Origin of the sequence: Stenotrophomonas maltophilia (genome assembly GCF_039555535.1) — a bacterium.
Lineage (GTDB): Bacteria > Pseudomonadota > Gammaproteobacteria > Xanthomonadales > Xanthomonadaceae > Stenotrophomonas > Stenotrophomonas maltophilia_Q.
The window spans coordinates 3,148,760-3,175,085 of sequence record NZ_CP154630.1; the positions used below are offsets into that span (position 1 = coordinate 3,148,760).

27 protein-coding genes are annotated in these 26,326 nt (G+C 66.7%); 8 read left to right on the top strand and 19 right to left on the bottom strand.

The genetic code is table 11. The features are described from left to right. The first annotated feature begins 105 nt into the window (after positions 1–105). A complete protein-coding gene (locus AASM09_RS14515) occupies positions 106–645 on the top strand; it encodes a Smr/MutS family protein (RefSeq protein WP_049429576.1) in 540 nt (179 codons plus the stop codon). 215 nt (positions 646–860) lie between these two features. On the opposite strand, the gene truD is transcribed toward AASM09_RS14515, so the two are convergent. The 10 genes from truD to AASM09_RS14565 form a co-directional block, all read right to left on the bottom strand. Further along, complete coding sequence (gene truD, locus AASM09_RS14520; RefSeq protein WP_049429577.1) at positions 861–1,892, bottom strand: tRNA pseudouridine(13) synthase TruD; 1,032 nt, start codon at positions 1,890–1,892, stop codon at positions 861–863. Next, a complete protein-coding gene (gene ispF, locus AASM09_RS14525) occupies positions 1,889–2,386 on the bottom strand; it encodes a 2-C-methyl-D-erythritol 2,4-cyclodiphosphate synthase (RefSeq protein WP_049429578.1) in 498 nt (165 codons plus the stop codon). The genes truD and ispF overlap by 4 nt, the downstream gene beginning before the upstream one ends. Before the next feature lie 34 nt (positions 2,387–2,420). After that, on the bottom strand, positions 2,421–3,119 hold the full coding sequence (ispD, locus tag AASM09_RS14530; RefSeq protein ID WP_049429579.1) for a 2-C-methyl-D-erythritol 4-phosphate cytidylyltransferase: 699 nt from the start codon (positions 3,117–3,119) through the stop codon (positions 2,421–2,423). Further along, the gene (gene ftsB, locus AASM09_RS14535) at positions 3,116–3,469 is read right to left on the bottom strand and encodes a cell division protein FtsB (RefSeq protein ID WP_100443622.1); all 354 of its coding nucleotides are present in this window, start codon (positions 3,467–3,469) and stop codon (positions 3,116–3,118) included. The genes ispD and ftsB overlap by 4 nt, the downstream gene beginning before the upstream one ends. Before the next feature lie 4 nt (positions 3,470–3,473). Further along, entirely contained in the window at positions 3,474–4,766 is a 1,293-nt protein-coding gene (gene eno, locus AASM09_RS14540; RefSeq protein WP_049429549.1) for a phosphopyruvate hydratase, read from the bottom strand. Between the two features lie 96 nt (positions 4,767–4,862). Beyond that, the gene (locus AASM09_RS14545) at positions 4,863–5,120 is read right to left on the bottom strand and encodes a hypothetical protein (RefSeq protein WP_238378628.1); all 258 of its coding nucleotides are present in this window, start codon (positions 5,118–5,120) and stop codon (positions 4,863–4,865) included. A gap of 71 nt (positions 5,121–5,191) precedes the next feature. Next, entirely contained in the window at positions 5,192–5,539 is a 348-nt protein-coding gene (locus tag AASM09_RS14550; RefSeq protein ID WP_049429548.1) for a hypothetical protein, read from the bottom strand. Further along, a complete protein-coding gene (gene kdsA / locus AASM09_RS14555; RefSeq protein ID WP_049429547.1) occupies positions 5,536–6,366 on the bottom strand; it encodes a 3-deoxy-8-phosphooctulonate synthase in 831 nt (276 codons plus the stop codon). The genes AASM09_RS14550 and kdsA overlap by 4 nt, the downstream gene beginning before the upstream one ends. 89 nt (positions 6,367–6,455) lie before the next feature. After that, positions 6,456–8,120, bottom strand: coding sequence for a CTP synthase (locus tag AASM09_RS14560; protein WP_005408998.1), 1,665 nt, complete (start codon positions 8,118–8,120; stop codon positions 6,456–6,458). 400 nt (positions 8,121–8,520) lie between these two features. Next, positions 8,521–8,754 (bottom strand): hypothetical protein, encoded by a 234-nt coding sequence (locus AASM09_RS14565; protein WP_049429546.1) that lies wholly within the window; start codon positions 8,752–8,754, stop codon positions 8,521–8,523. A 172-nt stretch (positions 8,755–8,926) separates the two neighbouring features. On the opposite strand from AASM09_RS14565, the gene parE reads away from it, so the two are divergent. The 3 genes from parE to AASM09_RS14580 all read left to right on the top strand — a co-directional run bounded on the left by parE (position 8,927) and on the right by AASM09_RS14580 (position 13,176). Then, complete coding sequence (gene parE / locus AASM09_RS14570) at positions 8,927–10,816, top strand: DNA topoisomerase IV subunit B (RefSeq protein WP_049429545.1); 1,890 nt, start codon at positions 8,927–8,929, stop codon at positions 10,814–10,816. A 180-nt stretch (positions 10,817–10,996) separates the two neighbouring features. Then, positions 10,997–11,575: a GNAT family N-acetyltransferase gene (locus AASM09_RS14575; RefSeq protein ID WP_049426670.1), complete on the top strand. Its 579-nt coding sequence runs from the start codon at positions 10,997–10,999 to the stop codon at positions 11,573–11,575. A 107-nt stretch (positions 11,576–11,682) separates the two neighbouring features. Next, positions 11,683–13,176, top strand: a complete 1,494-nt coding sequence (locus AASM09_RS14580; RefSeq protein ID WP_343368478.1) for a S10 family peptidase — start codon at positions 11,683–11,685, stop codon at positions 13,174–13,176. Between the two features lie 360 nt (positions 13,177–13,536). Here the strand turns inward: AASM09_RS14580 and AASM09_RS14585 are convergent, their stop codons facing one another. Both AASM09_RS14585 and AASM09_RS14590 read right to left on the bottom strand, forming a co-directional pair. Beyond that, on the bottom strand, positions 13,537–14,658 hold the full coding sequence (locus AASM09_RS14585) for an inorganic phosphate transporter (RefSeq protein WP_006431323.1): 1,122 nt from the start codon (positions 14,656–14,658) through the stop codon (positions 13,537–13,539). Positions 14,659–14,671: 13 nt separating this feature from the next. After that, the gene (locus tag AASM09_RS14590; protein ID WP_004152833.1) at positions 14,672–15,298 is read right to left on the bottom strand and encodes a DUF47 domain-containing protein; all 627 of its coding nucleotides are present in this window, start codon (positions 15,296–15,298) and stop codon (positions 14,672–14,674) included. A gap of 292 nt (positions 15,299–15,590) precedes the next feature. Here AASM09_RS14590 and AASM09_RS14595 point away from each other — a divergent pair, with 292 nt between their 5' ends. Both AASM09_RS14595 and AASM09_RS14600 read left to right on the top strand, forming a co-directional pair. After that, complete coding sequence (locus AASM09_RS14595) at positions 15,591–16,895, top strand: hemolysin family protein (RefSeq protein ID WP_005408992.1); 1,305 nt, start codon at positions 15,591–15,593, stop codon at positions 16,893–16,895. Then, entirely contained in the window at positions 16,879–17,538 is a 660-nt protein-coding gene (locus AASM09_RS14600; protein WP_049428963.1) for an exopolysaccharide biosynthesis protein, read from the top strand. Before AASM09_RS14595 ends, AASM09_RS14600 begins: the two co-directional genes overlap by 17 nt. Before the next feature lie 109 nt (positions 17,539–17,647). Here AASM09_RS14600 and AASM09_RS14605 read toward each other — a convergent pair whose 3' ends face one another. The 4 genes from AASM09_RS14605 to AASM09_RS14620 all read right to left on the bottom strand — a co-directional run bounded on the left by AASM09_RS14605 (position 17,648) and on the right by AASM09_RS14620 (position 20,830). Then, complete coding sequence (locus AASM09_RS14605; RefSeq protein ID WP_049428962.1) at positions 17,648–18,145, bottom strand: pyridoxamine 5'-phosphate oxidase family protein; 498 nt, start codon at positions 18,143–18,145, stop codon at positions 17,648–17,650. 69 nt (positions 18,146–18,214) lie between these two features. Further along, on the bottom strand, positions 18,215–19,210 hold the full coding sequence (locus AASM09_RS14610; protein WP_049428961.1) for an LLM class flavin-dependent oxidoreductase: 996 nt from the start codon (positions 19,208–19,210) through the stop codon (positions 18,215–18,217). A 192-nt stretch (positions 19,211–19,402) separates the two neighbouring features. Continuing rightward, positions 19,403–20,170 (bottom strand): sulfurtransferase, encoded by a 768-nt coding sequence (locus AASM09_RS14615; protein WP_100443623.1) that lies wholly within the window; start codon positions 20,168–20,170, stop codon positions 19,403–19,405. A gap of 294 nt (positions 20,171–20,464) precedes the next feature. After that, a complete protein-coding gene (locus AASM09_RS14620) occupies positions 20,465–20,830 on the bottom strand; it encodes a DUF6164 family protein (protein ID WP_049430657.1) in 366 nt (121 codons plus the stop codon). A gap of 70 nt (positions 20,831–20,900) precedes the next feature. Here AASM09_RS14620 and AASM09_RS14625 point away from each other — a divergent pair, with 70 nt between their 5' ends. Together AASM09_RS14625 and AASM09_RS14630 are read left to right on the top strand one after the other, a co-directional pair. After that, a complete protein-coding gene (locus AASM09_RS14625) occupies positions 20,901–21,335 on the top strand; it encodes an FKBP-type peptidyl-prolyl cis-trans isomerase (RefSeq protein WP_049430655.1) in 435 nt (144 codons plus the stop codon). Next, positions 21,322–22,569 (top strand): TIGR03862 family flavoprotein, encoded by a 1,248-nt coding sequence (locus AASM09_RS14630; RefSeq protein WP_049430653.1) that lies wholly within the window; start codon positions 21,322–21,324, stop codon positions 22,567–22,569. Before AASM09_RS14625 ends, AASM09_RS14630 begins: the two co-directional genes overlap by 14 nt. A 122-nt stretch (positions 22,570–22,691) precedes the next feature. Here AASM09_RS14630 and AASM09_RS14635 read toward each other — a convergent pair whose 3' ends face one another. The 3 genes from AASM09_RS14635 to AASM09_RS14645 form a co-directional block, all read right to left on the bottom strand. Then, positions 22,692–23,153 (bottom strand): GNAT family N-acetyltransferase, encoded by a 462-nt coding sequence (locus tag AASM09_RS14635; protein WP_049430650.1) that lies wholly within the window; start codon positions 23,151–23,153, stop codon positions 22,692–22,694. A 106-nt stretch (positions 23,154–23,259) separates the two neighbouring features. Then, on the bottom strand, positions 23,260–24,882 hold the full coding sequence (locus tag AASM09_RS14640) for an FMN-binding glutamate synthase family protein (protein WP_049430648.1): 1,623 nt from the start codon (positions 24,880–24,882) through the stop codon (positions 23,260–23,262). Between the two features lie 55 nt (positions 24,883–24,937). Then, the gene (locus tag AASM09_RS14645; protein WP_049430646.1) at positions 24,938–26,224 is read right to left on the bottom strand and encodes a nucleotide sugar dehydrogenase; all 1,287 of its coding nucleotides are present in this window, start codon (positions 26,222–26,224) and stop codon (positions 24,938–24,940) included. Positions 26,225–26,326: the final 102 nt, after the last annotated feature.

Below are 26,326 nucleotides of genomic sequence, written 5' to 3' on the forward strand. Positions count from 1 at the left end.
TCATCTATTGTGCCGCATGCGAGCCGCCGGTCCTACCCTGCCGGCGGTCACGACCGACATTGAACCGTCATAGGCAGACCTGCGCCGGCGGTTTACCCTGTGCGCATGTCGCACCCTGAAGACGAAGATCCGGCCGCATTGTTCCGTGCGGCCATCGGCGAAGTGACGCCGCTGCGCAAGGATGCCGAGCCGGCCCCCGCCGCGCCCCGGCCGAAGCCGCGCGCGCGCATGGCCGAACGCGACGAGGCCGAAGCGGCCGGCGAGTTCGCTCGGCTGCTGCGCGACAGCTCCCCGCTGGAAGCCGGCGACGTGGCCAGCTATCGCCGCGACAACCTGCCGCCGCGCCTGTTCCAGCGCCTGAAGCGTGGCCAGTATTCGGTGCAGGACGAACTGGACCTGCATGGTGCCACTGCCGCGCAGGCACAGACGCTGCTGCGCCAGTTCCTGCTGGAGGCGCATGCACACGAGTACGGCTGCGTGCGCATCATCCATGGCAAGGGATTGCAGTCCGATGGTGGCGCGCCGGTGCTGAAGAACCTGGTCGATCGCCTGCTGCGGCTGCGCAACGACGTGCTGGCCTTCCATTCGGCGCCGACCGGACAAGGCGGCACCGGCGCGGTGCTGGTGCTGCTGGCGCGACGATGAAAAAAGGGGACGCCATGCATCCAGGTAGAGTCGACTGTCAGTCGACTGCTCTTCCAGCGGCACGCGAATACCCCGCGCTGCGCGCGCAAGTCGACTAACAGTCGACTCTACCGCGCGCCCTGCTCAGGCCGAACCGAGTTCGTGCAGCACAGCGGTGTAGAGTCGACTGTCAGTCGACTGCTCTTCCAGCGGCGCGCGAAAACCGCGCGCCCTGGTCAGGCCTGCGAAGCGTCTTCGACGGGGCCGAGCTCGTGCAGCACGGCCGTCGCGTAGCAGCCGGGCGGCAATGCGAACGACAGCTCCAGCACGTCATCGGCCAGCCACTGGTGCTGCAGCAGCGCCGGGCGCAGGCGCAGCGCGCGGCGCTCCTGCTTCAGGCGCGCGTCTTCCAGGCCGGCCCGCAGCGCCTTCGATTCCTCGTCGTCCAGCGCGGCCAGCTCCAGCTCGCGTGCCGCTTCGGTGCTGCGCAGCTCGCCTTCGCCCCACAGCGGCGCGCTGGGATGGATGTCGAAACGCGTCAGGCGCTCGGCCAGCACGTCGGTGTACGGCTCGGGTCCGAACACGCTGCGGCTGCCATCGAGCATCCACACTTCACCGTCCAGCGGCTGATCCCAGCTGCCCTGCTCCACGCGCGCGGCCAGCACACGGTTGAACAGCGCCGAGCGGGCCGCCGACAGCAGCAATGAACGCTGGTCCTTGCGCATGCGGCGGCCACCGAACATCGCCAGTGCCGCCGGCACGTTGCCGCCGTCGCGGCCGAAGCGCTGCTCACCGAACCAGTTCGGCAGGCCGCGCCCGGCAATCTGCTGCAGGCGCTCGCTGATCGCAGTGGCATCACCCTGCACCTCGCGCAGCACCAGCTTGAAGCGGTTGCCAGCCAGTGCGCCACGCTGCAGCTTGCGGTTGTGCCATGTGGACTCGATCACTTCGATCTCGTCACCGGCCAGCTCGGCCAGGTCCGGCGCAACGCGCTTGGGCAGGTGCACGCTGAAACGCTGGGTAGTGACCGCGTGGCGATCCTTCATGCCCGCGTAGCTCACCGCCATTTCCGGCAGGCCGGCCCACTTGGCCAGCAGCTTGGCCACATGCACGGTGTTGGCACCGCGCTTGCGGATGTGCAGCAACAGGTGCTCGCCTTCGCCGGTGGCCTCGAAGGCGGGCAGCTCGTCGACCTGGAAATCTTCCGGCGTGGTGCGGATGCGCGCCGTCAACAACGGCGCACCGAACGCGAGCGGCAGCGGGATCATGCCGCCACCAGCAACACGACCGCCTGTGCGGCAATGCCTTCACCGCGCCCGGTGAAACCCAGCTTCTCCGACGTGGTTGCCTTCACGCTGACCGTATCCAGCGGCAACTGCAGCAGCTCGCCGATGCGCTCACGCATGGCCAGGGCATGCGGGCCGACCTTGGGCCGCTCGCAGATCACGGTGATGTCGGTGTTGCCGACACGCCAGCCGCGCTCGCGCAGCAGGGTGTCGCAATGGCGGACGAAATCGCTGCTGTCGGCGCCCTTCCAGCGGTCGTCACTGGGCGGGAAATGCTGGCCGATGTCACCCAGCGCCAGCGCACCGAGCATCGCATCGCACAAGGCGTGCAGGATCACGTCGCCGTCGCTGTGCGCAAGCACGCCACAGCTGTGTGGAACGTTCACGCCGCCAAGCATGATGTGATCGCCTTCGCCGAAGGCATGGACGTCATAGCCCTGGCCGATGCGGACGGGCGGGAACGGTGCGGTGCTCATGGATGCAACCCTTGCAGCAGGGCCGCGCGGGCAATCAGCTGGCGCGGCGGGAAAGTACGAATTCGAACCGGTCCAGATCGGCCGGGGTGGTGACCTTGAAGTTGTCCTCGCTGCCTTCCACCAGCAGCGGGCGCTGGCCCTGGCGCTCCATGGCCATCGCCTCGTCGGTGACGTCGACACCGGCGGCCGCGGCTTCGGACAACGCGCGGCTGAGTTGATGGCGACGGAACAACTGCGGGGTCAGCGCGCGCCACAGGCGCTCGCGCGGCTCGGTGCCATCGATGCCGCCGTCGTCACCCGCACGCTTGAGCGTGTCGCGCACCGGGGCAGCCAGGATCGCGCCGACCGGGTCGGCACGGCCGACCTCAAGCAGGCGGCCGAGATCGGCCGGCGACAGGTTCGGCCGCGCGGCATCGTGGACCAGTACGAACTCATCCGCGCGCACCGTTTCCGGCAGCGCCTGCAGGCCTGCCAGCACCGAAGCGGCGCGGGTCGCGCCACCAATGCAGGTCAACACCGGCTTGCCCACCCATTCGTTCCAGCCGGGCCAGTCGGCATCGTCCTGGCCGATCACCACCATCGCCCCGGCCACGGCCGGGTGCGCCAGCAGGGCGTCCAGGGTATGGGCAAGCAGGATCTGCCCACCTGCCTGCAGGTACTGCTTGGGCAACGGCGCGCCGAAGCGGGTGCCACGGCCGGCAGCCGGAACCACGACCCAGATCGCCGCACTCATGGCACGTCCGCCGGGTGTTCGCCGACCTGCGCACTGACACCTGCCGCAGGTTGCGGCGGTTGGACCGGCGCATCCTCGACCACGCGGTAGAACTTTTCGCCAGGCTTGATCATGCCCAGCTCGCTGCGCGCGCGTTCCTCGATGGCGGACTGGCCTTCCTTGAGGTCCTTCACTTCCGCAGCCAGCGCATCATTGCGCTGCTGCAGGCCCTCATTGTCCCGCTCCTGGTTGGCGACCTGGGCTTCGAGCATCATCACTTCGCCCGAATTGCCCGGACCGAACCAGAAGCGGTACTGCAGCCAGCCCAGCAGCAGGGCCAGCACCAGCAGCATCCAGCGCCAGTCGCGCATGGGTTCAGCGCTTCAGCGAAACGAACGCGTCACGACCGGCGTAACGCGCGCCAGCACCGAGGGCTTCCTCGATGCGCAGCAGCTGGTTGTACTTGGCCACGCGATCGCTGCGGCACAGCGAGCCGGTCTTGATCTGGGTGGCGGTGGTGGCCACGGCGATGTCGGCGATGGTGGTGTCTTCGGTTTCGCCCGAACGGTGCGAGACCACGGCAGCATAGCCGGCGCGGTCGGCCATGGCGATCGCTTCCAGGGTTTCGCTCAGGGTGCCGATCTGGTTGACCTTGATCAGGATCGCGTTGGCGGTGCCCGAGTCGATGCCTTCCTGGAAGATCTTCGGGTTGGTCACGAACAGGTCGTCACCGACCAGCTGCACCTTCTTGCCGATGCGGTCGGTCAGCAGCTTCCAGCCGCCCCAGTCGTTCTCGGCCAGACCGTCTTCGATCGTGATGATCGGGTACTGCGCGGCCCAGTCGGCGAGGAAGTCGACGAACTGCTCGGAGGTCAGGCGCTTGTTCTCGCCGACCAGGTTGTACTTGCCGTTCTCGAAGAACTCGCTGGACGCCACGTCCAGGCCCAGCAGCACGTCTTCACCCGCGGTGTAGCCGGCCTTGCCGATCGCTTCGAGGATGGTGTCCAGCGCTTCGACGTTGCTGCGGAAGTCCGGCGCGAAGCCGCCTTCGTCGCCGACCGCCGTGCTCAGGCCGTGGCCCTTCAGCACCGACTTCAGCGAATGGAAGATTTCGGTACCGGCGCGCAGCGCTTCGGAGAACGAGGTGAAGCCGACCGGCAGCACCATGAACTCCTGGAAGTCGACGTTGTTGTCGGCATGCGCACCGCCGTTGATGATGTTCATCATCGGCACCGGCAGCGACGGGGTCACGCCGGTCTTGGCGGCCAGGTACTGCCACAGTGCCTGCTTGCTCGATGCGGCGGCGGCATGCGCGGCGGCCATCGAAACACCCAGCAGTGCGTTGGCGCCCAGGCGGCCCTTGTTCTCGGTGCCGTCGAGGTCGATCAGGCGACGGTCGAGGCCGGCCTGGTCGGTGGCCTCGAAGCCCTTCAGCGCGGCGGCAATGGTGGTGTTGACGTTGTCGACGGCCTTGCGCACGCCCTTGCCCAGGTAACGGGTCTTGTCGCCGTCACGCAGCTCGACCGCTTCCTTGGTGCCGGTCGAGGCGCCGGAGGGAACCGCGGCACGACCGAACGAACCGTCCTCCAGGATGACTTCGGCTTCCAGCGTGGGGTTGCCACGGCTGTCGAGGATTTCACGGGCGTGGATGCTGCGGATCGTACTCATGGTCGGGCCGGTTACCTGTCTGGAGAGGGGGCGACAAAACGAATGCCGCGTGATTATCCCCGGCTGCCCGCCACTTGCCAAATGGCGCAGGCCGCTTCAGCCCCAGCTGGACCCGATCACGATCAGGACCATCGATACCAGCATCACCAGCAATGCACCGGCAATCGCCGCCAGGATGGGGCCACGCTGCCGACGCCAGGGCAGCACCATCGCCACCGGGCAGCCCAGGAAGGACAGCACCATCGTGACCAACGCGCCCAGCATCCACCATTGCGTGGCCTGCACGCCGTTGTTTCCGTCCCCCGGCGGCCGGAAGCCGGCCGTGAAGGCCAGCACGCCCACCACAAGGGCCATCTAGGTCAACAAGGCCAGGCCCAGAGCGATCAGCCCCCAGGGCCAGCCGCGCGCCGACGTGGTCGTATTCATCAAAGCACTCCGTAGAACAGGGCGCCGAACCACAGCGACAGCAGGATGATCGCCAGGCCGGCGGCCACCTTGCCACGGTTCAGGCGCCAGGCCAGTACGGCCGCAGCGGCGCAGCCCATGGCCGCTACCAACTCTGCGACCATCAGCCCGATGAAGTACGCGCGCAGATTGAGCGCGCTGCCACCATCACCCGGCGGCCGCACGGACGCTGCGCCGATCAGCACCAGGCCGAACATGCCCACGGTGAACAGCACGGCAAGGCCCAGTGCAATCAGGCCCCAGGGCCACTGCTTCCAGTGCCGGCGGCGGCGCTGGGCTTCCAGCGCCAGCCACGGGTCACGACTCACGCGAAGCGCGAGAAGCCGTGCTTCTTGGTCACCGCATCGAGTTCCATCAGGGTCTCGAGCAGCGCTTCCATCTGGTCCAGCGGCCACGCATTGGGGCCATCGGACAGTGCCTTGGACGGATCCGGATGGGTCTCGGCGAACAGGCCGGAGATGCCCACCGCCACGGCGGCACGGGCCAGCACCGGCACGTGCTCGCGCTGGCCGCCGGAACTGGTGCCCTGCCCGCCCGGCAGCTGCACCGAATGGGTGGCGTCGAACACCACCGGGCAACCGGTATCGCGCATCACCGCCAACGAACGCATGTCGCTGACCAGGTTGTTGTAGCCAAAGCTGGCACCCCGCTCGCAGACCATGATCTGCTCATTGCCGGTGGCCTTGGCCTTCTCAACGACCGGCTTCATGTCCCACGGCGCCAGGAACTGGCCCTTCTTGATGTTGACCGGCTTGCCGGCCGAGCACACCTTGCGGATGAAGTCGGTCTGGCGGACCAGGAACGCGGGGGTCTGCAGCACATCCACCACCGAGGCCACTTCGTCCATCGGGGTGTATTCGTGGACGTCGGTCAGCACCGGCACGCCGATCTGCTTCTTGACCTCGGCCAGGACCTTCAGGCCCTCTTCCATGCCCGGGCCGCGGAAGGCGGTGCCCGAGGTGCGGTTGGCCTTGTCGAAGCTGGACTTGAAGATGAAGCTGACGCCGAGCTTGTCGGTGACCTCCTTCAGCTTGCCGGCGGTATCGAGCTGCAGCTGCATCGACTCGATCACGCAGGGGCCAGCGATCAGGAACAGGGGCTGGTCCAGCCCGACCTCGAATCCACACAGTTTCATGGCGTTTCCTTGTTGTCCGCAGCACCGGACGGGCCGGTGCGCTGGGGGTTGAAGCATGCAGGATGGGGGCCGAAGCCCCCATCCACAAGTCAGGCACGCGCTTCGGAAAGCAGCTTGCCACCGGCCTTGCGCTCGCGCGCGGCACGGATGAAACCGATGAACAGCGGGTGGCCGTCACGCGGCGTGGACAGGAATTCCGGGTGCGCCTGGCAGGCCAGGAACCACGGGTGCGCATCGCGCGGCAGCTCGACCACTTCCACCAGGGTGTCATCCATCGACTTGCCGGCGATCACCAGGCCGGCATCTTCCAGCTGGGTGCGGTAGCGGTTGTTGAACTCGTAACGGTGGCGATGGCGCTCGGCGACCACGTCCTTGCCGTACAGCTCGCGGGCCAGCGTGCCCGGCTTCAAGCGCTGTTCCTGCAGGCCCAGGCGCATGGTGCCGCCAAGGTCGCTCTTGTCGTCGCGCTTCTCGACATCGCCGGTGGCGGTGCGCCACTCGGTGATCAGGCCGATCACCGGGTTCGGCGACTGGCGATCGTTCTCGGTGCTGTTGGCGCCTTCCAGGCCGACCACGTTGCGGGCGTAGTCCACCACCGCCGCCTGCATGCCGTAGCAGATGCCGAAGTACGGCACCTGCTGCTCGCGGGCGAACTTCGAGGTCAGCACCTTGCCTTCAAAGCCGCGGTCACCGAAGCCACCCGGCACCAGGATGCCGTCGACATCGGCCAGTGCGGCCATGTCGGTGCCTTCCAGATCCTGCGCTTCCAGCCACTTCAGGTTGACCTTGGTGCGCTGGCGCAGGCCGCCGTGCTTGAGGGCTTCGCCGACCGACTTGTAGGCGTCCTGGTGGTCGACGTACTTGCCGACCACGGCGATGGTCACTTCGTCCAGCGGGTGCAGGGTCGCATCGACCGCGTCTTCCCACATCGACAGGTCGACCGGACCGGCCTTGTCAGCCAGCTTCAGCTGGTTGACCACGATCTCGTCCAGGCCCTGCGCATGCAGGCCCGACGGAATGCGGTACAGCACGTCCACGTCCGGCACGCTGATGACGGCACGCTCGGAAACGTTGGTGAACTGGGCGATCTTGCGTCGCTCAGAATCCGGCACCGCCTGCTCGGAGCGGCACAGCAGCACGTCCGGCTGGATGCCGATCGAGCGCAGCTCCTTCACCGAATGCTGGGTCGGCTTGGTCTTCAGCTCACCGGCGGCGCCAATGTACGGCACCAGGGTGAGGTGCATGAACAGCGCCTTCTCCGGGCCACGCTCGGTGCGCACCTGGCGGATCGCTTCCAGGAACGGCAGCGACTCGATGTCGCCGACAGTACCGCCGATCTCGACCAGGGCCACGTCGTAGCCTTCGGTGGCTTCATCGATGCAGCGGCGGATCTCGTCGGTGATGTGCGGAATGACCTGCACGGTCGCGCCCAGGTAGTCGCCGCGGCGCTCCTTGCGGATCACGTTCTCGTAGATGCGGCCGGTGGTGACCGAGTTCTTGCGGCTCAGGCGGGTGCGCACGAAGCGCTCGTAGTGGCCCAGGTCGAGGTCGGTCTCGGCGCCGTCGTCGGTGACGTAGACCTCACCGTGCTGGAACGGGCTCATGGTGCCCGGGTCGACGTTGATGTACGGGTCGAGCTTCATCATCGTGACCTTCAGGCCACGGGCTTCGAGAATGGCGGCCAGTGACGCAGCGGCAATGCCTTTGCCGAGCGAGGACACCACGCCGCCGGTTACGAAAATCAAGGGAGTCATGGCTGCAAGCATCCTGTCTGGAAATGGAAAACGGCAGCACCACGCGCACCCGGAGGGCGGGCATGGAGCTTGAAGGGGGTTTTCCGGTTCGCTGGGGCAGCGAGGGAGGTGCTGGGCCGTGCGGCGGCAGGCGCCGGACGGGGACCACCCTGCGAGGTCGGGGCGGCCGTGCCGGTCATATCGACCGTCACCTGCGACCCGTATTGCTGGCGACCACGCATGGTCGTGCCAGCCCATTCGCAAAGGGTGGACACGCACTTACTCCCGGAAAGCCATAGTTTACAGATTGATGGCCGCCAACCCAAGAGGCAGTTGCGGCCATCACCCAAAAGAAACGCCCCGCTGGGCGGGGCGTCGGGGGGCGAATCCCTTGCGGCAAGGGCTTCGGAGGGTGGAAGGATTACTTCTTCTTCCTCGCCTCTTCTTCCTCTTCCTGCTGCGGGGCCGGCTGGCCCTGCGCCTTCATTTCGGCATTGGCCTGGGCGCGGCGCTTGGCCTTGGCATCGGCTTCGGCCTGCGCCTTGTCGGCCTGGTCACCCTGCTGCGGGGCCGGCTGGCCGGCGTTCTGCGCCACCACCAGCGGCACTGCAACGGCGGCAGCGGCCAGGATCGCAATGGTCAGCAACTTCTTCATGAGGTCCTCCTCGCGGTATGGCTTGGATGTTTCGACCCAACGGGGGTCGCCGGCGTTCAGATTCCAGCGACTGCCATTTTACCCCCTCCCCGCCGCCGAGGCTGAACCGCAGGCGTGCAAATTCGGCGCACAGACCGCACACTTGCGCGTCGCTCCGCGCTTTAGAAGATAGATGAACGCCCGCTATAACGCCGCCGATATTGAAGTCCTGTCCGGCCTTGACCCGGTCAAGCGCCGTCCCGGCATGTATACCGACACCGCGCGCCCGAACCACCTGGCGCAGGAAGTGATCGACAACTCGGTGGACGAGGCCCTCGCCGGCCACGCCCGCTCGATCGAGATCACCCTGTACAAGGACGGCAGCGTGGAGGTCAGCGATGACGGCCGCGGCATGCCGGTGGACATCCATCCGGAAGAGAAGATCCCGGGCGTCGAGCTGATCCTCACCCGCCTGCATGCGGGCGGCAAGTTCAGCAACAACAACTACACCTTCTCCGGCGGCCTGCACGGCGTCGGCGTCAGCGTGGTCAACGCGCTGTCGACCCTGGTGGAAGTGCACATCAAGCGCGAAGGCGCCGAACACCGCATCACCTTCCGCAACGGCGACCGCGCCACCCCGCTGGAAGTGGTCGGCACTGTCGGCAAGAAGAACACCGGTACCCGCGTGCGCTTCTGGCCGGACCCGAAGTACTTCGATACGCCGAAGTTCGCGGTGCGCGCGCTCAAGCACCTGCTGCGCGCCAAGGCCGTGCTGTGCCCGGGCCTGACCGTCAAGCTGACCGACGAGGCCACCGGCGAAGTCGACACCTGGTACTACGAAGACGGCCTGCGCGATTACCTGAAGCTGGAACTGGGCGAGCGCGAATCGCTGCCGGCCGACCTGTTCGTCGGCAACCTGAAGAAGGACACCGAGGTGGTGGACTGGGCCGTGGCCTGGCTGCCGGAAGGTGAACTGGTGCAGGAAAGCTACGTCAACCTGATTCCCACCGCCCAGCATGGCACCCACGTCAACGGCCTGCGTACCGGGCTGACCGAGGCGCTGCGCGAGTTCTGCGACTTCCGCAACCTGCTGCCGCGTGGCGTCAAGCTGGCCCCGGAAGACGTGTGGGACCGCGTGTCGTTCGTGCTGTCGCTGAAGATGACCGACCCGCAGTTCAGCGGCCAGACCAAGGAACGCCTGTCCTCGCGCCAGGCAGCCGGTTTCGTTGAAGGCGCCGCCCACGATGCCTTCAGCCTGCTGTTGAACCAGAACGTGGAGCTGGGCGAGAAGATCGCGCAGATCGCCATCGAGCGTGCCAGCGCACGCCTGAAGACCGAGAAGCTGGTCGTCCGCAAGAAGGTCACCCAGGGCCCGGCCCTGCCCGGCAAGCTGGCCGACTGCATCAGCCAGGACCTGTCGCGCACCGAGCTGTTCCTGGTGGAAGGTGACTCGGCAGGCGGCAGCGCCAAGCAGGCCCGCGACAAGGACTTCCAGGCCATCATGCCGTTGCGCGGCAAGATCCTGAACACCTGGGAAGTCTCGTCCAACAGCGTGCTGGCCTCGGAAGAAGTACACAACCTGGCCATCGCCATCGGCTGCGACCCGGGCAAGGATGACATCAGCGGCCTGCGCTACGGCAAGGTCATCATCCTGGCCGACGCGGACTCCGACGGCCTGCACATCGCAACGCTGCTGACCGCACTGTTCCTGAAGCACTTCCCGGCGCTGGTCGATGCCGGCCACGTGTTCGTGGCGATGCCGCCGCTGTTCCGCATCGACGTGGGCAAGCAGGTGTTCTACGCCCTGGACGAAGAGGAAAAGCGCTCGATGCTGGACAAGATCGAACGCGAGAAGATCAAGGGCGCCATCAACGTGACCCGCTTCAAGGGCCTGGGCGAGATGAACCCGCCGCAGCTGCGTGAATCCACCATCCACCCGGATACGCGCCGGCTGGTGCAGCTGACCGTGGACGATCGCGAACAGACAAGTTCGCTGATGGACATGCTGCTGGCCAAGAAGCGCGCCTCCGACCGCAAGGGCTGGCTGGAGTCGAAGGGCGACCTGGCCTCGCTGGAAGTCTGATGCCGCCGCGGGGTCAGATCCGTTTCCTGACAGGAAACGGCTCTGACCCCACTGCCGCCAACCGGGTCGGAGCCCCTTCCTGCGGAAAGGGCTCCGACCCCATCCGCTCCGGAGCCATCCCGCCGCCATCGGCAAACCCTACGGCGCCATAATGCGCGTCCACCCGTGTGGACCATCGTATTGGCCAGCCACTCGTTGCTGTTCCCCGCCCTGCCGCTGCACAGCCCGCGGCTGGTGCTGAGCCCGATCCGCCGTGACGACGCGGCCGCGCTGTTCACGCTGCAGTCCAATCCGGACGTGATGCGCTGGTGGAACCACCCGGCCTGGACGCGTCCGGCCGAAGCCCGCGAACAGATCGACGACGATCTTGCCGCGCACGCCATCGGTACCCAGTTGAAGCTGGCCGTGCGCGAATCGCCCAACGGCCCACTACTGGGCATCTGCGTTGCGTTCGCCATTGATCGCGAGGCCATGCGGGCCGAGATCGGCTATCTGTTGGCGCCCGACCGCCAGGGCCAGGGATACATGCATGAGGCCCTGCAGCAGATGCTGGGCTATCTGTTCCGCACCCTGCACCTGCACCGTATCGAAGCCGAGATCGATCCACGCAACGTACCCTCGGCACATGTGCTTGACCGCCTGGGCTTCCACCGCGAGGGGGTGCTGCGCCAGCGCTGGCGCATCCAGGGTGAGCTTTCGGACTCGGCCGTCTACGGCCTGTTGGCCAACGACGAAGCGGCAACCGCCCTGCCCGCTTGACCCAATCTGGCCGCAACCGGCCAGCGCCCAGGCATGCCTTTGGACACATCCGGTGCGGCACCCACCGGCATAGCATCGGAACCCCCTTCCGTTGCCGATACGGTGCCATGAAGTCCCTGCTGCACACTGCCGCGCTCTGCGTCGGCCTGCTCATCGCCCCTGCCAGCGTGCTGGCCGCACCGGCCGACGCCAAACCCGACCAGAAGGATGACAAGAGCGAAGCGCCCGCACTGCCGGCCGATGCCTCGGTCCGCCAGAGCATGCGCCTGGCCGGGCGCAGCCTCGATTACACCGCCACGGTCGGCACCCTGCCGGTGCGCGATGACAAGGGCAAGGTGATCGCCGATGTGGTGTTCACCGCCTACACGATGCCGGGCAAGGACCGGCCGGTGACCTTCGCGCTCAACGGCGGCCCCGGTGCCTCGTCGGTCTACCTCAACATGGGCGCGATCGGGCCCAAGGTGGTCACCTTCGGTTCGGAGGGCGACAGCGCCTCGGCGCCGGCCACCCTGCATGACAACCCGGGTACCTGGCTGGATTTCGCCGACCTGGTGTTCATCGATCCGGTCGGCACCGGTTTCAGCCGCGCGCGCATCGGCGATGACGAGGCGAAGAAGCAGCTGTACAACCCCAGTGCCGACATCGAGTACCTGTCGCGCTCGATCTACGACTGGCTGCTGCGCAACCAACGCATGGCGTCACGCAAGTACCTGACCGGCGAGAGCTACGGCGGTTATCGCGGCCCACGCATCACCCACTTCCTGCAGACCCGGCTGGGCGTGGCGATGAACGGCCTGGTGCTGGTATCGCCGTACCTTAGCCCGACGCTGGAAGACAACGCCGACGTCTCGCCGATGGCATGGATGCAGACGCTGCCGTCGATCGCGGCCGCGCACCTGGAGCGCCAGGGCAGGCTGACCGACGCGGCGATGCGCGAGGTGGTCGAGTACACCCGCGGCGACTACGCCACCGCGCTGATGAAGGGCCGCAGCGACCCGCAGGCGACCGAGGCGATGCTGCGCCGGGTGACCGAGCTGACCGGGCTTGACCCGCAGTTCGTGCGCCGTGCTGGCGGCCGTCTGGAAACCCAGGCCTACCTGCGCGAAGTGTTCCGCGACAAGGGCACGCTGGGCAGCCGCTACGATTCCAACGTGACCGCGTTCGATCCGTTCCCGAACGATCCGGAGCAGCGTGCCAACGATCCTCTGCTGGACAGCATCATCGCGCCGACCACCACGGCGATGGTCGACTTCGTGACGCGCGTGGTCGGCTGGAAGGTGGATGCGCGCTACCAGGCGCTGAACTACGACGTGAACCGGCTGTGGGACCGCAATGGCGATCTGCGCCAGGGCGCGGTGACCCAGCTGCGCCAGGCGGTGGCGATCGACCCGCATCTGCAGGTGCTGATCGTGCACGGCTGGAATGACCTGTCGTGCCCGTTCATGGGTTCGATCCTGACGGTGGACCAGATGCCGACGATGGGCAGCAACCCGGACCGGGTGCAGGTGCGTAGTTATCCGGGTGGGCACATGTTCTACAGCCGGGCGGACAGCCAGGCGGCGTTCCGGAAGGATGTGCGGGCGCTGTTCCAGCGCAATTGAGGGGGGCGGCCGGGCCTGCGGCCCGGCACCCGCTGACGGCAACGGCAACGGCAAAAGCTGGCTTCCTGAGGGCTGGCGAGGTGGGGTGGATATGCAGGACACGCCGTAAACCCGTCCATGGGGGCTCGATGGCGCCATCCATGGCGCCAACGGTCCTGCATATCCACCCCACCCCGCCGCTGACAGGTTCCTGCTGCTGTTGGTGGGTGCCGACCGTTGGTCGGCACGGGATCGGATCCCTGCTTCTGCTCTGGTAGGTGTCGACCTTGGTCGACACGATGTGTGCGGAAAAATTCTTTGCCCATGAAAAAGCCCGCCGGATATCGGCGGGCTTTTTCGTTTGCAACCTTGGCGTGGCGATCAGGTCCAGCCGAACAGCTCGAACAGCTTCAGGATCAGGTACGCACAGCCGCCTGCCGCCGGGATGGTCAGGATCCAGGCCCAGACGATGCGTTCGATCACGCCGAACTTCAGCGAGCGCGGGTTCTTGGCGAAGCCGACGCCCATGATCGCGGTGGAGATGCTGTGCGTGGTCGAGACCGGCATGCCGAAGTGGGCGGCCAGGGTCAGGATGGTGGCCGAGCTGGTCTCCGCGGCGAAGCCGTGGATCGGGTGCAGCTTGACCATCTTGTGGCCCAGGGTCTTGATGATCTTCCAGCCGCCCGAGGCGGTACCGGCGGCCATCACCACCGCACAGGTCAGCACGATCCACATCGCGATGCCGTCACCGGCATGCGCGTCCGGGTGCATGAAGGCAAGCCAGGACGGCAGGTCGTTCAATGCGCCGGTGGCTTCGGCACCGATCAGGGTCATGGCGATGATGCCCATGGTCTTCTGCGCGTCGTTGTGACCGTGGGCGAAGCCCATGTAGGCCGCCGAGGCGATCTGGGCCTTGCCGAAGAACGCATTGACGATGCGCGGACGGGCCAGGCGACCGATGGCGCCACCGATCTTGGCCAGGCCGGCGATCAGGCCCCACAGCAGCACCATCACCACGATGCCGAGCAGGAAACCGGCGATCGGCGAGGTGATCATCGGCACGAACACCTTCCACAGCAGGCCCTTGTTCTGGGCCCAGCTGCCCAGACGCTCGGACCAGATCAGCGCGTCCCAGTTGTTATGGGCCGCGGCCAGGCCGGCGCCGCAGAGGCCACCGATCAGCGCGTGCGAGGACGAGGACGGCAGGCCCTTCCACCAGGTGATCAGATTCCAGATGATGCCGCCGAGCAGCGCGCACAGGATCACCTGCGGGGTGACATCGACGACGTTGGTGTTGAGCAGGCCGGAGGCGATCGTCAATGCGACGGCCGTACCGGTCAGCGCACCGATCAGGTTCATGAAGGCGGCCAGCATCACCGCCCAGCCGGGCGAGAGCACCTTGGTCGCCACCACGGTGGCAATGGAGTTGGCGGTGTCGTGGAAGCCGTTGATGAACTCGAAGACGAGCGCGGCCAGGATCACCACCAGGACAAGGGTCAACATGCGGCGGCGTCCGTCAGCTGTTCTTCAACACGATCTGGTACGCCACCACGCCGGCCTCGCGGCAACGGTCGATGGCCTTTTCCAGGATCTCGAAGAATTCCTTCAGCAGGAACATCTGCAGGTTGTCCAGGCGACCGGAATAGATGTCGCGGTACAGCTCGAGCATCAGGCGGTCGGCCTCGTTCTCCAGCGAGCGCAGCTTCTCGTTCAGCGCGGTCATCCGGTCCAGGTTCATGTGGCGCAGGTCGGCCACCATCTCCACCACCACGCCGGCAGCCTGTTCCAGCATCGCCGCGCGCGGCGCGAAGTCGATGTGTTCCAGGTGGGTCGTGGCCAGCGAATAGCGATCGGCGAACTTCTCGATCTGCTTCGGAATCTTGTACAGGGCCGAACCCAGCGCTTCGATGTCTTCGCGCTCGATCGGGGTCATGAAGCTGTCCACCAGCGCCTGGCTGATCTTGTCCGAGGCCGCGCGTTCGCGCAGGCGGGCCAGCTTGAAAGCGTCCAGCGCGGGCTGGCGGTCGGCCTCGCGCAGCATGGAATGCAGCGCCTTGGCGGCGTCGGACGCCGCGACGGCGGCCTCATCGAGCAGGGTGTAGAACTGTTTGCCGGAACCGAAAATGGTCTGCAGAGAGAACATTGAGAAACCTGTCAGCCGTCGCGGGAAGGACGGCACCAGACGGAATTATGACGGCTAGATGACCATCTCGGGTATCCCCGCCCCCTTTCAAGGGCGTTGAACCCCCAACCTGAACAGGCGGTTGCCACCCTGCCACGCCCCTTTGCTAAGATGCCAGCGCGCCTTCGGGCGCACCTTATGGACGACGACCCTTATCCCCCAGCGCCGCGCCGGACCCCATTCCTGAGCGCCTGCCGCCATCGCAAGCACCCGCCCTCCCTGCCACCAACCGGGGACGACGCCCGTGTTTGAAATGATCCTGATTGTCTTCGCGCTTGTTCTGTTGAACGGCTTCTTCGCCATGTCCGAGATGTCGGTCATGACCTCGCGCAAGAGCCGCCTGAAGCAGATGGCCGCCACCTCCAAGCGCGCCGCCAAGGCGCTGGAGCTGTCGGAGAAGCCGGAGAGCTTCCTGTCCACCGTGCAGATCGGCATCACCGTGATCGGCGTGCTGACCGGCTACCTCGGTGGTGAAGCACTGGGCGAGGCCTTCGCCGGCTGGATCCAGGGCCTGATGCCGGGCTTCGCCTACGCCGGCAACATCGGCACGGCGCTGGCGGTCAGCCTGATCACCTTCATCACGCTGATCTTCGGCGAACTGGTACCCAAGCGCCTGGCACTGACCCGTTCGGAGGCCATTGCCGGCCTGGTGGCGATGCCGATGAGCTGGCTGGCCAAGCTGGCCCTGCCCTTCGTCTGGCTGCTGTCCAAGACCACCCAGCTGGTCCTGCGACTGTTCGGCCTGGGCAAGGATGAAGTCGCCTCGGTGACCGAAGAAGAGATCCGCATGCTGGTGGCCGAGAGCCACGAGGCGGGCGTGATCGATGCCCACGAGCGCGACATGATGAACCGCGTCATGCGCCTGGGCGACCGCACCGCCGACAGCCTGATGACCCCGCGCAACCGCATTGCGTGGCTGGATACCCAGGCCGGGCTGGAACGCAACCTGGAAATCATGGCCGAGCACGAGTTCTCGCGGTACCCGGTGTACCGCGACAACGACATGGACGTGGTCGGCGTGCTGGAGCTGAAATCGCTGGCCACGCGCATGGCGCGCGGCGACAACGCGCTGTTCCAGACCCTGCGCGAGCCCCTGTACGTCTCCGAATCGACCCATGCGATGAAGCTGCTGGAAATCTTCCGCGAGGAACAGCAGTCGATGGCACTGGTGGTGGACGAGTACGGCGAGATCCAGGGCCTGGTGACCATCAGCGACCTGATGGGCGCGGTGGTCGGCCGCCTGCAGGCGGTGGAGAACGCCGACGAGGATGCGCTGGTGGTGACCCGCGAGGACGGCTCGCTGCTGGTCGACGGCTCGCTGCCGATCGAAGACGTGCGTGAACTGATCGGCAGCAACGACCTGCCCGATGCCGAGGATGGCGACTACTACACGCTGGCCGGCATGTGCATCCACTACTTCGGCCGCATTCCGCACGCGGGCGAGTACTTCGACTGGGCCGGCTGGCGCTTCGAGGTGGTCGACCTGGATGGTGCGCGGGTGGATAAGCTGCTGCTGCGCACGCTGTCCGACGAGCAGGCCGATGAGCTCACCGCCTGAGGCCGGCCAGGGTCCGGGCATCGAGCGCCCGGCCTACCGCAACGAGGGCATCCGCACCCTGCTGGAGATGTTCGCCTCCGGTGATCCGGCCGAACACATGCCGCTTGGCCAGATCCTGTGCAACCTGCAGCAGAGCGCGTTCGGCGTATTCCTGTTCGTAGCGATCCTGCCCTCGTTCATTCCGATTCCGGGCATGGGCGGCGCGGTCAGCGGTCCACTGGTGGTCCTGATCGGGCTGCAGATGCTGTGCTGCCTGCGCCGCCCCTGGTTGCCCGGTTTCATTGCCCGGCGCGGGCCGAAGCGCGGCACCATGCACCGCTTCCTCGACCGTATCGATCGCCCGCTGCGGCGCCTGGACAAGATGCTGAAGCCGCGACTGCCCCAGCTGCTGACACCGCTGCCGGCGCATGCCTTCACCGGCCTGCTGCTGGTGCTGCTGGGCATCCTGCTGTCGCTGCCGATTCCCTTCACCAACTTCCTGTTCGGCTTCCAGTTGCTGCTGTTCTCGCTGGCGCTGCTGGAACGCGATGGTGCGCTGATGCTGTTCAACTGGATCGCGGCGCTGGCGGCGATCGCCTTCTTCGGCTTCAGTTCGGGGCAGCTGGTGGGTTATACCGTCGATCTGTTCCAGCGCTGGTTCTGAAAGCCGGAATTCACCGGGCACACCCCATCCACGCATGGCGTGGATCTACCGGGGGGATGCGGGTATCTGGATTCAGTAGATCCACACCATGCGTGGATGGGGCGTGCCCTCAGCGCAGATCAATGAAACCGTTGTCGGCCAACGCCGCCGGCTCGTCCTGCACCGCCGACAGCACGAAGGTCAGCGCCTTGCCCAGCAGCGTGCCCGGACCATCCCAGTATTCAGCACTGTCGGCGCGCACATGGATCAGGCGCAGGTTGGGGTCATCCTTGCCACCGGGGAAGAACAGCTTCATCGCCGGTGACCACAGCTCCTCGATCTTCGCGCGATCGTCGACCACGCGCGCGCGCCCCGCCACCGACACGTAGGTGTTCTTCGATGGAGAGGCGTAGGCCACGTTGACCCGCGGATCGAGCGCGATCTCGGCCACCTTCGGGCTGTCGCCGGTGATCACGAACCAAAGGTCACCGTCGAAGGCGACCTGCTGGGTGGCCAGCGGCCGGCTGTAGAGTCGCCCGTCGACGCCGGTGGTGGTGAACATCGCCACCTCCACGTCCTTGATCAGTTCGGCCAGCTGGGCAATGTGTTCGGCGCGGGTCTCGGCCATGGTGGGGACTCCAGAAGTAGGAGGCCCCATCAGACGCGGTTCGGCCGCAACAGGCCGTGACGCAATTGTTCAGCCCGCGTGGCGGGCATGCCAGGCGTGCATCGCCAGTTCGAACGAACGCAGGCGAGCGCGGTGGTCGTACAGATTGGCGGTGAGCATCAGTTCGTCGGGCTTGTGCCGTTCGACGAAGGCGGCGATGCCCTCGGCCACCTGCTGCGGATCACCCAGTACGGTGCAGGCCAATGCCCGCTCCACGCCCAGCTTTTCATGCGGTTCCCAGAAGGACTCGATGTCGTCGATCGGTGCCGGAATCTTGCCAGGACGGCCGCGGCGAAGGTTGACGAAACTCTGCTGCTGGCTGGTGAACAAACGCCGCGATTCCGCTTCGCTGTCGCTGGCGACAACGTTCAAGGCCAGCATCGCGTGCGGCTGTTTCAGCGTGGCCGAGGGGCGGAACTCGCGGCGGTACACCGCCAGCGCTTCGTCCATCACGTCGGGCGCGAAGTGCGAGGCGAACGCGTACGGCAGGCCCATCGAGGCGGCCATGCGCGCGCCGAACAGGCTCGAACCGAGGATCCAGGTCGGCACCCGCAGCCCCCCACCCGGAACCGCCTGCACTGCCTGCCCGGGCTCTACCGGTTCGAAGTAGTGCAGCAGTTCGCGAACGTCCTGCGGGAACTGATCGGCGCTGTCGAAGTAGCGGCGCAGTGCACGCGCGGTCGGCTGATCGGTGCCGGGTGCGCGACCCAGGCCGAGGTCGATGCGGTCCGGATACAGCGAGGCCAGCGTGCCGAACTGCTCGGCCACCTGCAGCGGCGCATGGTTGGGCAGCATGATGCCGCCGGCACCGACGCGGATGCGCTTCGTGCCCCCGGCCACATGGCCGATCAGCACGGCGGTGGCCGCACTGGCGATGCCGGGCATGTTGTGGTGTTCGGCCAGCCAGTAGCGGCGATAGCCCAGTGCATCGGCGTGCTGGGCCAGTTCCAGCATGTTGGCGAAGGCGGCGGTGGTGTCACTGCCCTCGCAGACCGGGGCCAGGTCAAGGATCGACAACGGGATCATCAGGCGGTTTTCCGTCACAGGATTCCCCATGCATGGGGTCGGCCGTGCGCAACGGCCAGTGACGGTGGCGGGATGCTGATTCCCGTGTGGCCGGTTCATCGCCCGCCGGATCGTGTAGAGCCGAGCCCGTGCTCGGCTGCCATTCGTCGACCAACAGCAGCCGAGCATGGGCTCGGCTCTACGGAAGCACGGTCAGAACGCGCTCGGGCGCGGCTCCGGCAGCGGCTGATCGACCATGGGCTTCAATTCTGCATCCAGCGCCACGCGCTCATCGAACACGAAGCAACGCCCCTCGTAGCCTTCGCCGCCCACTGCCTCGAAGTAACCGAGGATGCCGCCGTCGAGCTGCAGCACATTGTCCATGCCGTCGTTGACCATCCACAGCGCGGCCTTCTCGCAGCGGATGCCACCGGTGCAGAAACTGACCACGGTGCTGTCCTTCAGCGCCTCGCGGTGCGGCGCCAGCGCCCCGGGCAGGTCGGTGAACTTGTGGATGGGCAGCACCAGCGCGTCCTTGAAGGTGCCGTACTCCACCTCCTGCAGATTGCGCGTGTCGAGCATCACCACCGGCTTGCCGGCGTCGTCATGCCCCTGGCGCAGCCACCGCTGCACCGTGGCCGGATCGACCGCCGGCGCACGCGGATAGTCCAGCGGCTGGCCATCATCGCGGCGGAAGCTGATGATCTCGTCCTTCACCTTGGCCTTCAGCCGCGCGAACGGCTGGTGCTCGCTCAGGCTGGTCTTGACCCGCATGTCGGCGAAACGCGCATCGGCATGCAGCGCCGCATAGAAGCCCTCGATGGCCTGCGGCGCGCCGGCCAGGAACAGGTTCAACCCCTCGCGCGCCACCAGGATCGTGCCGCGCAGCTCCGCCGCCTCGGCACGCGCCAGCAGCTGGTCGCACAGGGCCTGGGGGGCGTCGATGACGGCGAAATGGTAGGCAGCGGTATTGGCGATCATCCCGCCATTTTAGCGCCAGACAGCCAAAGGGTCAGATTTTCACGTTCATCCACGCATGGCGTGGATCTGCTGTGTCGACCAAGGTCGACACCTACCAACAGCCGCGGGGAACTGTCAGAGGCGTGGCGGTGTGGGCAGGCGGGACCGTTGGCGCCATGGATGGCGCCATCGAGCCCCCACGGACGGGTTCACGGCGTGTCCCGCCTGTCCACACCGCCACGCCATCCCACGGAAACCAGCTTTTGACGTTGCGGTTGCGTCTGCGGGTGCCGGGTGCAACCCGGCCGAAACCCCTTACCCCCGCAACAGCACGAACGGCAGCAGCACCAGCGCCGCTGCACCCACCATCCCCAGCAGCACCAGCACCACATAGACCGGCCGTCGCCGGAACAGGCTGCCGAAGGTCTCGGCGGTGCCATCACGCAATGCCTGCTCACGCTCAGCGCGGATACGAGGACCGCGCTCGGCCTGGTACTCGGCCATCAGCGCCTTCGCGCGCGGATGATCAGCGTCCTCGCGCAGCCACAGGCCGCCATTGGAAATGCCCCACGGGCTGGGTTCGGTGCGATACCAGGCGATGCCGTGCTGGTCGAGCAGCGTGCAGACATCGGCATATTCGTCGTCACCGACATTGCGCAGATTGAGCAGGAGTTTTGCCATGTACCCATGATACCCGGCGCCGATGCGCTACCCTTGCCGCCCTCGCCCTGCGCCCTTCCGGAGACGCCTGATGCGCCGCCTGCTGCTTCCCCTGCTGCTGTCCCTCGCCGCCGCTGGCTGCACGACCGAACCGTCCGGCCCGCCGCCCGGGGGCACTCTGACCACCTTCGAGCGCATCGATACTGTGCCCGGCACCGGCGCCGAAGCCGTCTCCGGCAGCAAGGTGACCGTGCACTACACCGGCTGGATCTACGACAACCGCACCGAAACCAAGCACGGCAAGACCTTCGACAGCTCGGTCAGCCGTGGCGAACCGTTCACGTTCGCGCTGGGCGCAGGTCAGGTCATCCGCGGCTGGGATGAGGGCGTGGCCGGCATGAAGGTAGGCGGCAAGCGCACCCTGATGATCCCGCCGGACTACGGCTACGGCGACCGCCGCGTCGGCCCGATCCCGGCCGGCTCGTCGCTGGTGTTCGACGTCGAGCTGCTCGATGTCAAACCGTAATACCGCACTGCCCCAGCGGGTCGCCGTCATCGGCGGCGGCCCGGCCGGCCTGTTCGCCGCCGAGCGCCTGCGCACCGCTGGGCTGGAGGTCGACCTGTACGAGGCCAAGGGGTCACCCGGCCGCAAGTTCCTGATCGCCGGCAAGGGCGGGCTCAACCTCACCCATTCCGATCCGCGGCCGTTGTTCGACAGCCGCTACCGCGAGCAGGCCGCCGTGGTCGGCAGCTGGCTGGATGGCTTCGACGCGCAGGCATTGCGCGACTGGGCCGCCGGCTTCGGCGTGGAGACCTACGTGGGCAGCTCTGGCCGGGTGTTCCCGGTCGACCGCAAGGCAGCGCCGCTGCTGCGCGGCTGGGTGCGCCGGTTGAAGGATCAGGGTGTGCGCCTGCATGCCAACCACCGTTGGATCGGCTGGAGCGACGACGGCGCCCTGCGCTTTGCCACCGAGGCGGGGGAAATCGGTGTGCACCCCGATGCCACGGTACTGGCGATGGGCGGCGGCAGTTGGCCGCAGCTGGGCAGCGACGGCGCCTGGGTTGCGCCACTGCAGGCGTGTGGCGTGGACATCGCGCCACTGCAGTCAGCCAACTGCGGCTTCGACGTGGACTGGACCCCGTTCTTCGCCCAGCGCAATGCCGGTGCACCGTTGAAGCCGGTAGTTGCACACTGGATCGACCTGGCCGGACAGCCACAGTCGCTGCAGGGCGAATGCGTGGTCAGCGAGTACGGCATCGAAGGCAGCCTGGTCTATGCGCTGGCAGCGGACCTGCGCGAGACCATCAACCGCGATGGCCACGCCATGCTGTGGCTGGACCTGGTGCCCGGCCGCGACGAAGCGCGCCTGCTGGCCGACCTGTCGCGTCCGCGCAAGGGCCGCAGCTTCGGCGAACACCTGCGCCGCCAGGCGGGCCTGGATGCGGTGAAGGCCGCACTGGTGTTCGAGAGTCTTGGCAAGGAGGCCGGCAACGATCTACCGGCCGTGGCTGCCACGCTCAAGCACCTGCCGCTGCGCCTGCTGCGGCCAAGGCCGATGGCCGAAGTGATCAGCACCGCCGGTGGCGTGCGCCTGGATGCGATGGATGACGGCCTGATGCTGCGGGCAGTGCCCGGCGTGTTCTGCGCCGGCGAGATGCTGGACTGGGAAGCCCCCACCGGCGGCTACCTGTTGACCGCGTGCTACGCCAGTGGCCTGCGTGCTGCTGAAGGCGTGATCGGGTGGCTGGCGGAGCGGTGACGCCTGCCTTGTAGCGTCGAGCCATGCTCGACTGCGCTACCTGTAGAGCCGAGCCCACGCTCGGCTTGAATCAAAAGCAGCCGAGCGTGGGCTCGGCTCTACAGAACGCAGAAAACGGGCACTCACCACGGCCGGCGCATGCTCACCGACGCCAGCGCCACGCCGCTGGGATGTGGGTAGGCCTTTTCGCTCACGCTGATGAACCCCTGCCGCTGATAGAACGGCACGGCATTGAGCGAGGCCGACAGCACCACCTCACGCTCACGATCGGCCATTGCCAGCAACCGCTGCATCAGCGCCTGGCCGATGCCCTGGCCGCCACGATCGGGATCAACGAACAACGCATCGACTTCATTGGCATCGACATCGAACACGCCAAAGCCGAGCAGACCGCCCTGCTCGTCCTCGGCCACCACGCAGCCACCCTGCGACAACAGCCGCGCGTACTGCGACGGTGGCGGCGAGGCAGACCAGGGCGCAATGACCTCAGGCGGGTAATGACTGCTGCAGGTCTCCCGCACGCACCGCGTGCGCAGCGCCCACAACATGGCCACGTCATCCATGGTGCCGGTCCTGAACTGCATGACATCTCCTTGTGGAGCCGAGCCCATGCTCGGCTGTTCTTCGTTGCAACATCGCGATGCGTGATCGAGAAGCAGCCGAGCATGGGCTCGGCTCTACAACATCACGTCATCGCGACTTGCTGGCGCGCAGCGCCTGGATCTTCGGCGGCGGCTGGAAGGAATCGCTGCGCGCATCGGCCCAGAACGCATGGAACACGGCGTGGTCCGGCACCTTGTGCAGCAGCTCGCCCGGTTCCAGGTAACGGTACAGCGAGGCCAGCGAACGGATCTCCACCGGCGAAACACGGCGCAGGATGTGTTCCGGCCCGAGTTCAGCCGGATCATTCAGGCCCGCGGCACACAACAGTTCCTTCAAGGCATGCAGCGTATGCTCGTGGTAGCTGTACACGCGGGTGGCCTTGTCCGTTGCATCCAGATGCTTCCAGCGCGCCGGGTCCTGGGTGGCGATGCCGGTGGGGCACTTGTCGGTATGGCAGCTCAGCGACTGGATGCAGCCCAGCGCGAACATGAAGCCCCGGCCGGCATTGCACCAGTCGGCGCCCAGCGCGATGGTGCGCGCGATGTCGAACGCACTGGTGATCTTGCCGGCCGCACCGATGCGGATGCGCTCGCGCAGGTCGAGGCCGACCAGGGTGTTGTGTACCAGCAGCAGCGCCTCGTGCATCGGCACGCCGACATGGTCGACGAACTCGGCCGGTGCCGCGCCGGTGCCGCCTTCGGCGCCGTCCACCACGATGAAGTCCGGCAGCAGCCCGGTTTCCTGCATCGCCTTGGCGATGCCGAACCACTCCCACGGGTGGCCGATGGCCAGCTTGAAACCAACCGGCTTGCCACCGGACAGCTCGCGCAGGCGGGCGACGAACTGCAACAGCTCCACCGGCGTGGAGAACGCAGAATGACGCGACGGCGACACACAGTCCACGCCCATCGGCACACCGCGCGTCACCGAAATCTCGGCGGTCACCTTCGGCGCTGGCAGCACGCCGCCATGGCCTGGCTTGGCACCCTGCGACAGCTTGATCTCGATCATCTTGACCTGGTCATGGGTGGCATTGGCAACGAAGCGTTCCTCGCTGAAACCGCCCTTCTCGTCGCGGCAACCGAAGTAGCCCGAGCCGATTTCCCACACCAGGTCACCGCCCATCTCGCGGTGGTAGGGCGAGATCGAGCCTTCGCCGGTGTCGTGGTAGAAACCACCGCGCCGCGCGCCTTCGTTCAGTGCGCGGATCGCATTCGCCGACAGTGAACCGAAGCTCATCGCCGAGATGTTGAACACGCTGGCCGAATAGGGCTTGGCACAGTTCGGACCGATCAGCACGCGGAAGTCATGCTTGGCGATGGCAGTCGGTGCCAGTGAATGGTTGATCCACTCGTAGTCCACCGCATAGGTGCTGCGCAGGGTGCCGAACGGTACCGTGTCCATCTCGTTCTTGGAGCGCTGGTAGATCAGCGCGCGCTGCTGGCGCGAGAACGGCACGTCCTCCAGGTCGCTCTGCACGAAGTACTGGCGGATTTCCGGTCCGATCGATTCGAGCCCGTAGCGGAAATGCGCCAACACCGGATAGTTGCGGCGCAGCGTGCTGCGCTTCTGCAGCAGATCCCAGGTCCCCAATGCCACCATCGCGGCAGTCAGGCCGACGCCCCAATACCAGGCCGGCCATATCGTGGCCAGCCACAGGCATATCGGGAACATCAGGATGGCGAGCAGGTAGACGATATACCGGTGCATGGCTTTCCTCGGTTGCAACTGCTCCCGAGTCTACCGCGCTGCCCGCCGCCCAGGCTTACAGGCGACCGTCAACCACGTTGCGCGGCCAGGCCGATTTCACGTCGTAGACCAGCCCACCCGGTGCAAGCAGGCCCCGGATGGCCGCTTCATCCATGGCCTTGAAGCGGGCATGGGCCACCGCCAGCACCACCGCGTCATAGCCGCCTGGAACCGGCTCGGCCAGCCACTGCACGCCGGCCTCGGCCAGCGCCGCCGGGCCCACCCACGGGTCGCTGACTTCCACCTCGGCACCAGCATCGCGCAGTCGCTGGGCCAGTTCCAGCGCGCGACTGTTGCGCAGGTCCGGGCAGTCCTCCTTGAAGGTCACGCCCAGCACCAGGACACGCGACTGCGCGGGTGCGCGGCCACGCTCGGCCAGCATGGCCAGCACCCGCGCGGCGACGTGCTCGCCGACGCGGTTGTTGACCTGGCGTGCGGTGTGGATCAGGTCCGGGTGGTAGCCCACGCTTTCGGATTTGTGCAGCAGATAATACGGATCCACGCCGATGCAATGCCCCCCCACCAGGCCGGGCCGGAATGGCAGGAAGTTCCACTTGCTGCCCGCCGCATCGAGCACGTCCTGGGTATCGATGCCGAGCCGGTCGAAGATCAGCGCCAGCTCGTTGACCAGCGCGATGTTGACGTCGCGCTGGATGTTCTCGACCACCTTCGCTGCTTCGGCCACGCGCATCGACGGCGCCGGGAAGGTCCCGGCGTCGATGATGCGCTGGTACAGGCCATCAATCACCGCCGCGACCTCGGGCGTCGAGCCGGAGGTGATCTTGCGGATGTCGGCCAGGCGCCGCTGGCGATCGCCAGGGCTGACCCGCTCCGGGCTGTAGCCGCAGTAGAAATCCTCGTTGAAGCGCAGGCCCGAGCCCTGCTCGAGCAGCGGCACGCAGACCTCTTCGGTGGTGCCGGGATACACCGTGGATTCGTAGATCACCAGATCGCCCGTGCGCAGATGGCTGGCGATCAGGCGGCTGGCCGAACGCAATGGCTCCAGGTCGGGCTGCTCGTAGGCGTCGATCGGGGTAGGCACGGTGACGATATAGACGTTGCAGGCATCGAGCAGCGAAGGATCGCTGCCGTACTGCAGATGCGTGCCTTCGGCCAGCTCGTCAGCCTCCATCTCCAGCGTGTGATCGCGGCCACCGCGCAGCTCGGCGATGCGGCCGGCATCGATGTCAAAGCCCAGTGTCGGCCAGTGCCGGCCAAACGCCACCGCCAACGGCAGGCCGACGTAACCCAGGCCGATCACAGCGAAACGCGGCGTCACCGCCGCGGCAACGGGCACGCTCATCGGCACATCCCGTGCACCGGGTGAAACCTGATGCGTGCTGCCATGGCTTCGGCCAACCCACTCATTCGCTGTACCACTCCGGAAAACCCGCACGAGGAAGGC